Source organism: Variovorax sp. GW821-FHT09D05 (assembly GCF_059416325.1).
Genome location: NZ_JBWKOZ010000014.1, coordinates 108,925 through 120,840, shown reverse-complemented (window position 1 = coordinate 120,840; position 11,916 = coordinate 108,925). Strand labels below are relative to the sequence as shown.

At 66.5% G+C, this 11,916-nt stretch carries 13 protein-coding genes; 10 read left to right on the top strand and 3 right to left on the bottom strand.

The features are described from left to right. Positions 1-8: 8 nt before the first annotated feature. The 8 genes from AC07O3_RS31175 (at position 9) to AC07O3_RS31140 (ending at position 7,510) form a co-directional block, all read left to right on the top strand. The gene (locus AC07O3_RS31175; protein WP_440533106.1) at positions 9-1,190 is read left to right on the top strand and encodes an ABC transporter substrate-binding protein; all 1,182 of its coding nucleotides are present in this window, start codon (positions 9-11) and stop codon (positions 1,188-1,190) included. 3 nt (positions 1,191-1,193) lie between these two features. Then, positions 1,194-3,023, top strand: coding sequence for an ABC transporter permease (locus AC07O3_RS31170; protein WP_495341177.1), 1,830 nt, complete (start codon positions 1,194-1,196; stop codon positions 3,021-3,023). Between the two features lie 14 nt (positions 3,024-3,037). After that, a complete protein-coding gene (locus tag AC07O3_RS31165; RefSeq protein WP_426390976.1) occupies positions 3,038-3,607 on the top strand; it encodes an OsmC family protein in 570 nt (189 codons plus the stop codon). Continuing rightward, positions 3,591-4,427 (top strand): ABC transporter ATP-binding protein, encoded by an 837-nt coding sequence (locus AC07O3_RS31160; RefSeq protein ID WP_495341176.1) that lies wholly within the window; start codon positions 3,591-3,593, stop codon positions 4,425-4,427. Before AC07O3_RS31165 ends, AC07O3_RS31160 begins: the two co-directional genes overlap by 17 nt. Continuing rightward, positions 4,424-5,269: an ABC transporter ATP-binding protein gene (locus AC07O3_RS31155; RefSeq protein ID WP_495341175.1), complete on the top strand. Its 846-nt coding sequence runs from the start codon at positions 4,424-4,426 to the stop codon at positions 5,267-5,269. The genes AC07O3_RS31160 and AC07O3_RS31155 overlap by 4 nt, the downstream gene beginning before the upstream one ends. A gap of 25 nt (positions 5,270-5,294) precedes the next feature. Beyond that, positions 5,295-6,197, top strand: coding sequence for a VOC family protein (locus AC07O3_RS31150; protein ID WP_495341174.1), 903 nt, complete (start codon positions 5,295-5,297; stop codon positions 6,195-6,197). A gap of 151 nt (positions 6,198-6,348) precedes the next feature. Then, entirely contained in the window at positions 6,349-6,939 is a 591-nt protein-coding gene (locus AC07O3_RS31145; RefSeq protein ID WP_495341173.1) for a dihydrofolate reductase family protein, read from the top strand. Between the two features lie 133 nt (positions 6,940-7,072). Next, the gene (locus AC07O3_RS31140; protein ID WP_093076666.1) at positions 7,073-7,510 is read left to right on the top strand and encodes an RcnB family protein; all 438 of its coding nucleotides are present in this window, start codon (positions 7,073-7,075) and stop codon (positions 7,508-7,510) included. Positions 7,511-7,596: 86 nt separating this feature from the next. Here AC07O3_RS31140 and AC07O3_RS31135 read toward each other — a convergent pair whose 3' ends face one another. Next, complete coding sequence (locus AC07O3_RS31135) at positions 7,597-7,860, bottom strand: hypothetical protein (protein ID WP_093057093.1); 264 nt, start codon at positions 7,858-7,860, stop codon at positions 7,597-7,599. A gap of 127 nt (positions 7,861-7,987) precedes the next feature. After that, entirely contained in the window at positions 7,988-8,932 is a 945-nt protein-coding gene (locus AC07O3_RS31130) for a CysB family HTH-type transcriptional regulator (protein ID WP_093057169.1), read from the bottom strand. A 169-nt stretch (positions 8,933-9,101) separates the two neighbouring features. Between AC07O3_RS31130 and AC07O3_RS31125 the strand changes: the two genes are divergently transcribed. After that, positions 9,102-9,704, top strand: coding sequence for a TetR/AcrR family transcriptional regulator (locus AC07O3_RS31125; protein WP_093076513.1), 603 nt, complete (start codon positions 9,102-9,104; stop codon positions 9,702-9,704). Between the two features lie 218 nt (positions 9,705-9,922). Further along, positions 9,923-10,840 (top strand): alpha/beta fold hydrolase, encoded by a 918-nt coding sequence (locus tag AC07O3_RS31120; protein ID WP_495341172.1) that lies wholly within the window; start codon positions 9,923-9,925, stop codon positions 10,838-10,840. Positions 10,841-10,847: 7 nt separating this feature from the next. On the opposite strand, the gene AC07O3_RS31115 is transcribed toward AC07O3_RS31120, so the two are convergent. Next, complete coding sequence (locus AC07O3_RS31115; protein ID WP_495341171.1) at positions 10,848-11,783, bottom strand: fatty acid desaturase; 936 nt, start codon at positions 11,781-11,783, stop codon at positions 10,848-10,850. Positions 11,784-11,916: the final 133 nt, after the last annotated feature.

Genomic DNA, 11,916 nt, shown 5'->3' with positions numbered 1-11,916 from the left:
TCGACACCATGCCGCTGCTCACTCGCCACCGCTTCCTGCGTCATGTGGCCGCTCTCTCCATGGCCTTGCTGGCCGCCCCAATCGCGGCCTGGGCCGCGCCCGCCACCGGCGAGCCCGTGTGGTTCGGCGTGAGCGGTCCGCTCACCGGGCAGAACGCGCAGTACGGCGCGCAGTGGAAGGCGGGCTTCGACCTTGCCCTCGAACACATCAACGCGCAGGGCGGCATCCACGGCCGGCCGCTGGCCTACAACTTCGAGGACAGCCAGAGCGATCCGCGGCAGTCAGTGGCCATTGCGCAGAAGCTGGTGAACGACAAGCGCGTGCTCATCGAGCTCGGCGACTTCTCCAGCCCGGCCTCGATGGCGGCCTCGCCCATCTATCAGCGCGCGGGCCTGGTGCAGCTGGGCTTCACCAACTCGCATCCCGACTTCACCAAGGGCGGCGACTACATCTGGAGCCCTTCGATCAGCCAGGCCGACGCGCAGCCGCTGCTCGCCGAACTCGCGGTGAAGACGCTGGGCTTCAAGCGCATCGCCGTGCTGTACCTCAACACCGACTGGGGCCGCACCAGCAAGGACGTGCTGGTGAAGGCCGCGCAGGAACGCGGCGCGCAGCTCGCGATTGCCGAGGGCTACCAGGCGGATGAGAAAGACTTCCGCTCGACGCTGGTGCGCGTGCGCGATGCCAACCCCGACGGGCTGGTGCTCATCTCCTACTATCCCGACGGCGCGCTCATCGCGGGCCAGGTGCGCAGCGTGGGCCTCAAGCAGCCCATCGCGGCGGTGGGCTCGGTGTATTCGCCGAAGTTCATCGAGCTCGGTGGCGCGGCGGTGAACGGCATCTACACCAACACCGCCTTCTATCCAGAGGAGCCTCGCGCCGAGGTGCAGGACTTCGTGAAGAGCTTCCGCGCGAAGTACGGCAAGGAGCCAGACGCCTTCAACGCCTATGCCTACGACGCAGTCGTGTACGCCGCCGCAGCGCTGCGCCAGGCGGGCCCCAAGGCCGACCGCAAGGCCGTGCGCGACGCGTTCTACAAGATCAAGGACGTGCCCAGCGTGATCTTCGGCAAGGCGAGCTTCGACCCGCAGACGCGCCGCGTGATCGGCGTGAAGAGCGTCAACCTTGTCGTGAAAGACGGCAAGTGGGCGCAGGTCGACGAGAAGGCGGCCGTGGCAGTGGCCAGGTAGTCGATGAGCTTCACCTCCTTCTTCGACTACACCGTCAATGGCCTGATCATCGGCAACATCTATGCGTTGCTGGCGGTCGGCCTCGCATTGATCTTCGGCGTCTCGCACCTCATCAACTTCGCGCACGGCTCGGTGTACACCGTGGGCGCGTACATCGGCTGGGCGTCGATCACCTTCCTGCACACGCCGCTGCCGGTGACCATCCTGCTGGTGGTGCTCGGCTCGGGCGCGCTCGGCATGCTGATCGAGCGCGTGGGCCTTCGCCCGCTGCAGGGTGCGGCACGCATCGCGCCGCTGCTGGCGACCATCGGCATCAGTTTCGTGCTCGACATCGTCGTGCAGCTGGTGTTCAGCCCAGACCCGCGCTCGCTGCCCACGCAGCTGCCCGACTGGCGCCTGCAGATCGGCACCGGCACCATCGGCGCGCTCGACATCCTGATCGCGGGCATCGGCATCGCGAGCGCGGCCGTGCTGTTCGTCTTCCTGCGTTTCACGAAACTCGGCTGGGCCGTGCGCGCCACCGCACAAGACCGCGACGCGGCCCAGCAGGTGGGCGTGGACGTCGACCGCGTGAACCAGACCGTGTTCGCCATCGCCGCCGCGCTTGGCGGTCTCTCGGGCCTGCTGGTGGGCATGTACTACAACAACATCAGCCCGGCGATGAGCTTCCAGGCCACGCTCAAGGGCGTGGTGGCCACCGTGGTCGGCGGCGTGGGCAACGTGCCGGGCGCCATCGTCGGCAGCCTGCTGCTGGGGCTGATCGAAAGCTATGGCGTGGCGATCCTCGGCACGCCGTATCGAAATCTCTTTGCCTTCGCGCTGCTGCTGGTCATCCTGGTGTGGAAGCCCAACGGATTGTTCGGACGCAAGCGCGCGTTGCCGCCGGAGCCGCTGACGGGCACCTTCATTGCACCGAGCAAGCCGTGGCATGTGCCGCGGCGTCTGCTCCTTGCGTTGTTTGTAGCGGCGGTGGCGTTGCCGCTCTTCGATCCATCGCCGTACCTGCTGCAGACGCTCACCAATGCGTGGCTCTACGGGGCGCTCGCGTTGAGCCTCACGCTCGTTGCCGGCACCATCGGGCAGATCTCGCTGGGCCATGCGGGGCTGCTGGCCATCGGCGCGTATGCATCGTCGCTGCTGGTGCTCGACCTGCACCTGCCGGTCGGCACGGGCATCGTGCTCGCGGGCATCCTCACCTCGCTGATCGGCACCGCGCTTATCTTCCCGGCCTTCAGGCTGCGCGGCCACTATGTATCGATTGCCACGCTCGGCATCGGCGAGATCGTGGCGCTCACCATCCTCAACTGGGAAAGTCTCACGCACGGGCCCATCGGCGTCTCGGGCATTCCGCCGCTCTCGCTGTTCGGGCGCGATGCATCGTCGAACGAGGCTGTCTACTGGGCTTCTTTCGGTGCGATGGTGCTGCTGGCGTTGCTGCAATGGCGCCTGCTGCGCTCGCACCTGGGCCGCACCTTCCGCGCGGTGCGCGAAGACGAAGTGGCCGCGCGCGCCTACGGCGTGAGCCCTGATCGCTACAAGGCGCTGGCCTTCGGCTTCGGCGGTTTCGCGGCCGGCGTGAGCGGTGCCTTCACCGCGCACATGTACTCGTACATCAATCACGAGACCTTCGGCTCGCAGATCTCGATCCTCGCGCTGACGATGGTGATCCTCGGCGGGCTCGGGAACATCAGCGGCGCTCTGCTCGGCGCGGTCGCGCTCGTGAGCCTGCCAGAGCTGTTCCGCGTGACGGCCGAGTACCGCATGCTGATCTACGGCGTCGCGCTGCTTCTCTTGATCCGCTTCCGCCCGCAAGGCCTGCTGGGCACTGTCTGAAAGAACACATCCCCATGAGCCACCTCAACGACTACCTCGCCGAGAAACGCGCCGCCGTGCTGGCACGCAATGCCGCCGTCGAAGCGGGCACCGCGCAGCCTGTGCAACTGAAGGCCAGCGTGAAGGCAGAAGGCCGCAGCGGCGTGCGCCGCCTGCGCATCCGCGAGCACCAGATCATCAGCGACAGCCCGCCGGACTTCGCGGGCTACAACCTCGGCCCCAGTTCGCCCGAGCTGCAGCTGGGCGTGCTCGGCACCTGCGTCACGCACATCTTCCTGATCCAGGCGGCCGAACGGCAGGTGCCGCTCGAAAGCCTCGAAGTGGAAGTGACCGGCATCATCGATCCGCGCGGCGGCAAGCCGGGCCACGAGAAGACACCGATCTGGCCGCACGAGATCGGCTACACGGTGCACATCGATTCGCCCGCGAGCCGCGAAGATATCGACGCGCTGTTCGAGGCGGTGGAGCGCAACTGCCCGATCCTCAACCTGCTGCGCAATCCGCAGACCATTCGCGCCGAGGTGAAGCTGGTCAACTCGAAGGCGCAAGCGGCGAAGAAGGAAGCCGATGCCATCGCTGCTTGAGATACGCGGCCTCGTGCGCCGCTTCGGCGGGCTCACGGCCGTCGATGCCGTCGACCTGCATGTGGGCAAGGGCGAACTGCTGAGCGTGATCGGGCCGAACGGCGCGGGCAAGACCACGCTGTTCAACCTCGTCACCGGCCTCGACAAGCCTGACGCGGGGCAGGTGCTGTTCGACGGACAGGACATCACCGGACTGCCGGCAGAGCAGCTCGCGCAGCGCGGGCTGGCGCGCACCTTCCAGCATGGGCGTGTGTTCGCGAACCTCTCGGTGCTCGACAACGTGCTGGTCGGCGCACACACGCGGCTGCGCGCCGTGAAACCTCGCATCGGTGGTGTGCCAGGGTTGGATGCGTTGGCCGAACTCGCGCTCGCGCTGGTGCAGCCCGGTGCCGTGCGCCGCGAAGAACAGGCGCTGCGTGAGGAGGCACGAGAAATCATCGCGCTCTTCGGCGAACGCCTCGCACCGCGCGTCGACCATCCCGCGTACAGCCTCTCGTACGCCAACCGCCGCCGCGTGGAGATCGCACGGGCGCTGGCGCTCAAGCCGCGCCTGCTGCTGCTCGACGAGCCCACTGCCGGCATGAACGAGAGCGAGACGGCGGAGATGCTGGAGATCATTCGCGGCCTGAAGGCGCGCGGCCAGACCATCCTGCTGATCGAGCACAAGCTCGACCTGGTGATGCAGCTGTCCGACCGCGTGGCCGTGCTCGACGACGGCCGCAAGATCGCCGAAGGCCTGCCCGACGAAGTGCGCAACGACCCGGCGGTGATCGAGGCGTACCTGGGCCATCGCCATGTCGGAGAGGCGGTGCCCGCATGATCGCCACCGTCGCGCGCACCGGTCTTTCTCCTTCGCCCCTCTGGGGAGAGGGCAGGGACGAGGGGCTGCCCGAACGCGCCGCTGCACCTGCTTCCAGCGGATCGCTGCAGCCCCTGCTCCAGCTCAGGAAGATCAACAGCTTCTACGGCCCCGTCCAGGCCCATTTCGATCTCGACATCGAAGTGCGCAAGGGCCAGATCGTCAGCCTGCTCGGCGGCAACGCGAGTGGCAAGTCGACGACCATGAAGATCGTGCTCGGCCTGCTCAAGCCGCGCTTGGGCGAAGTCAATTTCAACGGCGAATCGATGCTCGGGCTGAGCACGCCGCAGATCATCCGCCGCGGCATAGGCTCGGTGCCCGAAGCGCGCCGCCTGTTTCCCGCAATGACCGTGCGCGAGAACCTGCTGATGGGCGCTTATGCGCGCAGCGACCGCAAGGCCGTGGCCGAAGACCTCGAACGCATGCTGGAGCTGTTTCCGCGCGTGGCCGAGCGCATTGAGTTCCAGGCCGGCACGCTCTCGGGCGGCGAGCAGCAGATGGTGGCGATGGCGCGCGCGCTCATGGGCCGCCCGCAGCTCATCTGCATGGACGAGCCGACCATGGGCCTGTCGCCGCTGTACGTCGACAAGGTGCTGGAGCTCATCGCGCGCATCAACAGCCAGGGCGTGTCGGTGTTCATGGTCGAGCAGAACGCGAGCCTCGCGCTGCAGATTGCGCATCACGGCTATGTGCTGCAGACGGGGCGCATCGTGCTCTCGGGCCCGGCGCGCGAGCTGCTGGCCGATGCGCGCATTCGCGATGCCTACCTTGGCGGTGATGGCGCGGCGCGCACTGCTTCCTGATCCGGCCATCCACGGGAGAACACACATGCCATTGAAACTCGACCACATCGTCATCGCGGTGCACGACCTCGAACGCACCATCGCCGACTACGGCACGCTGGGCTTTCACGTGCTGCGCGGCGGCGACCATCCGGGCCGTGCCACGCACAACGCGCTGGTGGTGTTCGGCGACGGCAGCTACTTCGAGCTGATCGCATGGCGAGAACCGTCGCCCACCGAACGCTGGTGGCAGCTGCTGCAACGCCACGGCGAAGGCATCGTCGACTTCGCGCTGCTGCCGCGCGATACCGCCGCCACCGTGGCCGACGCGAAGGCGCGGGGGCTCGCACTCGATGGCCCGCTCGACGGCGGCCGCGTGCGCCCCGATGGCGAGCGCCTGCGCTGGCAGACGGCGCGCGCGCCTTCGGCCGACTTGCCCTTCCTGTGCGGCGACCTCACGCCGCGCGCATTGCGCGTGCCCGAAGGCGATGTGCGCGTGCATGCCAACGGCGCGCTCGGTGTGGCGAGCCTGGCCATTGCGGTGCGCGATCTCGATGCCACGCTGGCGCGCTACCGCGCCTTGCTCGGCACCGTGCCCGACGATGCCGACACGCACATCGGCGAGCCCGTGGCGGTGCCCGGCAGCAACGTGCGGGTGGCGATCATCGCGTTGGGAGGCAGCGTGCTCGTGCTTTCATCGCCGCGCGAGAACAACAATGTGCCGGATGCGGAGGAGGGCAGCGGCATCCTCGCGCAACGCATTGCGGCGCGCGGTGAGGGCCCGTATGCGCTGGTGCTGCATACCGACAGGCCGCAATCTACCGGCACCTTCGACCTTGCACGTGCGCATGGCGCACTGATCGAACTCGACCTGCCACCGCTGGACCGTCACGTGAAGCACGGCAGCAGCTCGCGCAGCGACCAGGTCAACAGCCTGGTCGGCGGATGAGCTGGCCGTTGCCGCACCCTTGAGCATCTTGTATCGACGTTAGTGCCCGCCGAGATGTGCCCTGCGCAGCTCGGCCTGCATCTTCTTCTGCATACTGGCACTGCTTGCATTCAACAAGCGGTTGTTTCAGTCCTCGTGAAGGAGAACCGGTATGAGAAAGCTCATCCTCCAGATGCAGATGTCGGTCGACGGCTATGTCTCGCCGGCCAATGGCAACCTCGACTGGCAACTGTGGGGCTGGGGTGATCGCTGGGGCTGGGACGACAAGCTGAAGCAAGACTTCAACGCCGTCTTCGAAGGCATCGACACCATCCTGCTGAGCCGGCTGATCGCGGAAGAGGGCTACCTCGATCACTGGGGTCGCGCGGCGAAGAACTTTCCTGCGAACCCGCACTACGCCTTCGCACAGAAGATCGTCGATGCACGCAAGGTGGTGCTCACCGACAAGCTTGCGGCCTCGCGCTGGGAGCGCACCGTCATCGCGCGCGGCGACATGGTCGAGGAGGTGAATGCGCTGAAGCGTGAACCGGGCAAGGACATCATCACCATCGGCGGTGTCGGCTTCGCATCCGCGCTGGTTGCAGCGGGGCTGGTCGACGAGTTCCAGTTCTTCGTGAACCCCATGGCGGTGGGCGCGGGGCGTTCGGTGTTCCACGACCAGCGCAAGGGCCACAAGCTGCGGCTGCTGCGTTCGACGGCGTACGAATGCGGCATGGTGGTCAACTGCTACACGCCGGGTTGAGCGGCTTGAAGGACAAGGCGCCGCGCGGATACCAGCGCTTACCTGATTTCACCTGACCGCGACCTGAAGTGCCCGAAGCGGACACAAGTGCGGCCCACAATGGACTCGTCATCAACGCATGAAGGAGTTCCAGATGATCAGCAATTCAAAGAGCATGGCAGTCGCCGCAGCAGCGCTCGCGATGTGCATGGCCGCAGGGAGCGCCTTTGCGCAAGACCGTCATGGCGATGGTCGTCCGGGCGATGGCCGTCCAGGTGACGGACGCTATGAACAGCGCGACCGCAATTTCGACCGCCGGGGTGGTCCGCAAGGCGGTTACTACCGCGGCAACCAGGACTTCCGCGATGGCCGCCAGTTCGATCGCCGTGGCTTCCCGCAGCCGCATGCCGAATGGCGCCGTGGTGGCCGCGTGCCGCCCGAGTACCGTGGCCGCAACTACGTGGTGCAAGACTGGCGTGCCTATCGCCTGCAGCAGCCGCCCCGTGGCTATCAATGGGTTGGCGTGGGCGGAGACTTCGTGCTCGCGGCAATCGCCACCGGTGTGATCGCAAACATCATCGCTGGCCAGTAAACAGACGGCCAGTCGGGCAGACAGCACAAAAACCGCCACAGGCAACTGTGGCGGTTTTTCTTTTGATGGAACGCCGGAGCGGGTCTTCAGACCAGCGCGGTGGGCGCCGATTGGGCGCACACATTGCGCCCGGTGATGGTCAACCGCAGCCCGCCACCATGCCACTCGAGCCAGTTGAGGCTCACATACGCGTCGATGTCGGCATCGTCGATGCGGTCTGCCTGGCGGCTTTGCAGCAGCTCCACCGTTGCGGGCAAGGCTCGCCTCAATCTCTCACGCCGCTCGGCTGCATTGGCCGCCTTGAGGGCGGCCCTTGTTTGCTGTTGCTGCTGCTGCGGGGTCGATGCCATTGCTGATCCGTTTCCAGGAAGCCAGGGAATTAACCCGAATGTACGCCCCTTGTGTGAAGCTGCATTCTTCTTTTTTAACCATTCTGTCGTCCGCAGTACACACCGCACCGCAGCCTCTGGACAGGCTCTAGATTTCGTAGTGAGAGGCCCTGGCCTCGTCGCCCAGAGCCTTCTCGACGACCGCGCGCGTCAGCGTCGGCGCGAACGACTCGATGAAGGCATAGACGTACTTGCGCAGGTAAGTGCCACGCCGCACCGCGAGCTTGGTGAGGTTGATGCCGAACAGCCGACCCGCATCGAGCGCGCGCAGTTGCGTATCGCGCTCGGCTTCGTAGGCCACGCCGGCGACGATGCCAATGCCCAGGCCCAACTGCACGTAGGTCTTGATCACGTCGGCGTCCATCGCGGCCAGCACGATGTTGGGTTGCAGCCCGCGCTGCTCGAAGGCTTCGTCGATGCGCGAGCGGCCCGTGAAGCCCGTGTCGTAGGTGATCAGCGGATAGCGCGTGAGCGCTTCTAGCGTCAGCGGCGCGTCGAGCAATGGATGCTCCGGCGGCACGATCACCGAATGCGTCCAGCGATAGCAGGGCAGGGCGACCAGCTGCGGATAGTCGCCCAGAGCCTCTGTGGCGATGCCCACGTCGGCTTCGCCGTCGAGCAGCATCTGCGCGATCTGCTTGGGAGAGCCCTGGTGCAGGTGCAGCTTCACGTTCGGAAACTGCGTGCGAAATTCCTGCACCGCCACCGGCATCGCATAGCGCGCCTGCGAGTGCGTGGCCGCCACCGATAGCAGGCCGCTTTGCTGCGCGACGAATTCCTGGCCCGCATGGCGCAGGTTGCTGCTCTCCATCAGCATGCGCTCGATGATCGGCAGCACGTGCCCGCCGGGCTCGGTGAGCCCCGTGAGCCGCTTGCCGGCGCGCACGAAGAGCTCGATGCCGAGCTCCTCTTCGAGCTCGCGGATCTGCCGGCTCACGCCGGGCTGGGAGGTGTGAAGGGTGTGGGCGACTTCGGTCAGGTTGAAGCCGCAACGAACGGCCTCGCGTACCGAGCGCAGTTGTTGGAAGTTCATCTGGCGCGGAAGAGTCATCAGGGCCCCGGTTGGGGCCGACCGGCGATTCTCGGCAGAAGTGCTTATTCGGGGAACGATGCGTTTGTTGGTTTCACATGAGTAAAACATCTTTAAGGTGCTCCAGGAGTGGTTGCTTGAAATTTCGCACGGCTGTGCTAAAGTTCGCCGCATGGACGCCAAGACCCAGAAAAGCGAACTCACCCGCGCCGCCATCGTCGGCGCGGCGATGAACCTTGCGCTGGCCGAAGGCCTTGAAGCGATCACGCTGCAGGCCGTGGCCAGTCGGCTGGGCCTGTCCAAGAGCGGCGTGTTCTCGCGCGTGGGTTCGCGCGAGGCGCTGCAGAAGGCTGTCATCGAAGAGTACGGCCGCGGCTTCCTGGCCGAGGTGTTCGTGCCCGCCATGCAAAAGCCCAAGGGCCTGCCCCGGCTCAACGAGATCGTCGCGCGCTGGATCGCCCGCACGCGCGACGTCGAAATGCACACCGGTTGCCTCTACACAGCCGGTGCCTTCGAGTTCGACGACCGCGAAGGCGAGCTGCGCGACATGCTGCTGGGCGAGATCACCCGCTGGCGCGCTGCGCTGCGCCGCACCGTGCTGCAAGCCATCGAGACCGGCGAGCTCAAGGCCGACACCGACCCCGCACAGCTCGTGAGCGAAATCAACGGCCTGACCATGACCCAGTTGCACGACGCGCGCTTCCTGCGCGATCCGCAGGCCGCCGACCGCGCCATGCAGACCTGGCAGCGACTTCTTTCCAGCTACCTCGCCTGACCTGTTCACGAAGCAGGCGGATCTCTCACGTTTCCATTTGCCAGAATTTCGCACAGTCGTGCGATAAATAGGAGAAGCACCATGCTGATCATTGCCCTCTTTCTTGCCGCCTACGCGCTCGTCGTTGGTGCCAAGGGCCTTCGCGACACCTTGCGCAGCCTGCCCCGAAGCAACCAGGACTGGGTCTGGTACTGAACGCCCTGAAGGAACGCCACGTCATGACGAGCACTTCCACCCCGGCCGCCGGCCACGCCGCGCAGTCGAACTACTACAAGCCCAGCCGCACGATGCGCGCGCTGCGCTTCGGCCTGACCACGTCGCAGCGGCTCTGGCCCGCGCTGGGCGTGCGCGCCGCCTACCGCCTGTTCGGCACGCCGCTGCCGCCCAAGTGGCTCTACCGCGGCCAGGCCCCCGGCGCGGAATGGCGGCGCGAGGGCTGGGCCTTCGAAGACGCGAGCGTCGGCATCTACCACCTGGCTGCGCAGGACTCGGGTGCCGAGTCGGCGCCGGTGGTGCTGCTGGTGCATGGCTGGGGCGGGCACGCGGGGCAGATGCTGCCGCTCGCGCAGGCCGTGGCGGCTGTGGGCCTGCGGCCCGTGCTGCTCGAACTGCCGGCGCATGGCCGCAGCGCGGGCACGATGAGCAACTCGCCGCAGTTCGCGCGCGCCATCGCCTACGTCACGGCCCGGCTCGTGGCAGATGGCCACGCGTTGCGTGCCGCAGTCGCGCACTCGCTTGGCGCCAACGGGCTTGCGCTCGCTGCGGCGCGTGGCCTGCCGGCAGAGCGCCTCGTGCTGCTCGCGCCGCCCGCTTCGCCGCGCGAATACACGCGCTACTTCGCGCACACCTTCGGTCTCAACGAAGCCACGCGCCTGTCGATGCAGCGGCTGTTCGAATCGCGCGAAGGCGTGCTGATGCCGCAGCTGGAGCCGGCCGCCGTGGGCCCGCGCATCGCGCAGCCCACGTTGATCGTGCATGACCGCGACGATCGCGTGAACCGCTTTGCCGACGCCGAGGCGTATCGCGACGCGATAGCGGGCGCCCGGCTCGTGGCTACGCAGGGCTGGGGGCATCGCCGCATCCTCAAGGAGGCCGAGGTACTGGCGCAGGTCACGCGCTTCGTGGCGGCGGACTGAACCCGCGCTACCAGGTGGGGTGGACAGGGGTGAACACCGGCCTGAACAGGTGCCGCCGCACGATCTCCCCATACCCCCGGTAATAGAAATTGCCGTTCGCCGCGAGCACCGCCGCGCGATGCCTGCGGAAATACACCGGTATCTCGTACCAGGGCATGGTGGGCGCGCGGTGGTGCACGTGGTGCAGGTTGTTGAAGAGGTACAGCAGTCCGAACACGAGATTCGATTCGACGATGGCCACGCGCTCGTGCGGCGTATCGGCCCAGCGATGCTCGGTGAAGGTGCGCAGCGACCCCAGCATCATCCCCGGGTACACGAAGTACAGCAGGTACTCGCCGAAGCCCATGCCGCAGACGGCGGTCACGTAATACAGCACCGGCGCCACGCTCAGCGCATGCCAGAGCCACGTCGGCAGGCGCGAGAAATTGCCCGACAGCACCTGGGCGGTTTCGAAGCGCACCAGCTTCCACAGCCGCAGGAACGGCCCCAGCACCACGCGGAACGCGATCGTCTGGTTGGCCATGTAGATCCATCGCCACACCGGGCCGTAGCCCGCCCATGCGGGTGCCGAGTGGTAGGCGCTTTCGTTGTCGCGCTCCGGGTGCGTGAGGTGGAAGTTGACGTGGTGCGAGCTGTGGCCGCGGTTGTAGAACGGATACGGCAGCCACAGGTTCAGCGGCGGCCACACCACCGCGTGGCGCAGCCATTTCGGAAGGTGGCGCATCGCATGGATGCTCTCGTGCTGCAGCGAGAAGTGAAGTTGCGCGAGAAAGCCGCCGGCAAGGAACAGCGCCCAGCCCGGCAGCGCCGCGTGCCACCACAGCAACGCGGCCCATGCGGCATAGAGCACGGTGGCCAGCAGCAGCGTGGGCACTTCGTAGTGCCACCACCAGTGCCGGCGTGTGCGTGCCAGGGCGATGGACGGGTCGGCAGTCGTTGTCATGGTGCGAAGGACTGCGATGCTAGGCATGAAGAACCTGTCTGCATGCGCGCATTTCGCATAAGCATCGGCGTGAAACTTCTTTCCCGCATTGGCGCTATGCGGTCTACGCTTGGTGTTCTTGCCGTTGTTCAGG

Coding starts and splice junctions, on each gene's coding strand:
- AC07O3_RS31125 (WP_093076513.1), top strand. CDS start 9,102: ATGGACGCCAAGACCCAGAAAAGCGAACTCACCCGCGCCGCCATCGTC.
- AC07O3_RS31150 (WP_495341174.1), top strand. CDS start 5,295: ATGCCATTGAAACTCGACCACATCGTCATCGCGGTGCACGACCTCGAA.
- AC07O3_RS31155 (WP_495341175.1), top strand. CDS start 4,424: ATGATCGCCACCGTCGCGCGCACCGGTCTTTCTCCTTCGCCCCTCTGG.
- AC07O3_RS31115 (WP_495341171.1), bottom strand. CDS start 11,783: ATGACAACGACTGCCGACCCGTCCATCGCCCTGGCACGCACACGCCGG.
- AC07O3_RS31145 (WP_495341173.1), top strand. CDS start 6,349: ATGAGAAAGCTCATCCTCCAGATGCAGATGTCGGTCGACGGCTATGTC.
- AC07O3_RS31170 (WP_495341177.1), top strand. CDS start 1,194: ATGAGCTTCACCTCCTTCTTCGACTACACCGTCAATGGCCTGATCATC.
- AC07O3_RS31140 (WP_093076666.1), top strand. CDS start 7,073: ATGATCAGCAATTCAAAGAGCATGGCAGTCGCCGCAGCAGCGCTCGCG.
- AC07O3_RS31120 (WP_495341172.1), top strand. CDS start 9,923: ATGACGAGCACTTCCACCCCGGCCGCCGGCCACGCCGCGCAGTCGAAC.
- AC07O3_RS31175 (WP_440533106.1), top strand. CDS start 9: ATGCCGCTGCTCACTCGCCACCGCTTCCTGCGTCATGTGGCCGCTCTC.
- AC07O3_RS31130 (WP_093057169.1), bottom strand. CDS start 8,932: ATGAACTTCCAACAACTGCGCTCGGTACGCGAGGCCGTTCGTTGCGGC.
- AC07O3_RS31160 (WP_495341176.1), top strand. CDS start 3,591: ATGCCATCGCTGCTTGAGATACGCGGCCTCGTGCGCCGCTTCGGCGGG.
- AC07O3_RS31165 (WP_426390976.1), top strand. CDS start 3,038: ATGAGCCACCTCAACGACTACCTCGCCGAGAAACGCGCCGCCGTGCTG.
- AC07O3_RS31135 (WP_093057093.1), bottom strand. CDS start 7,860: ATGGCATCGACCCCGCAGCAGCAGCAACAGCAAACAAGGGCCGCCCTC.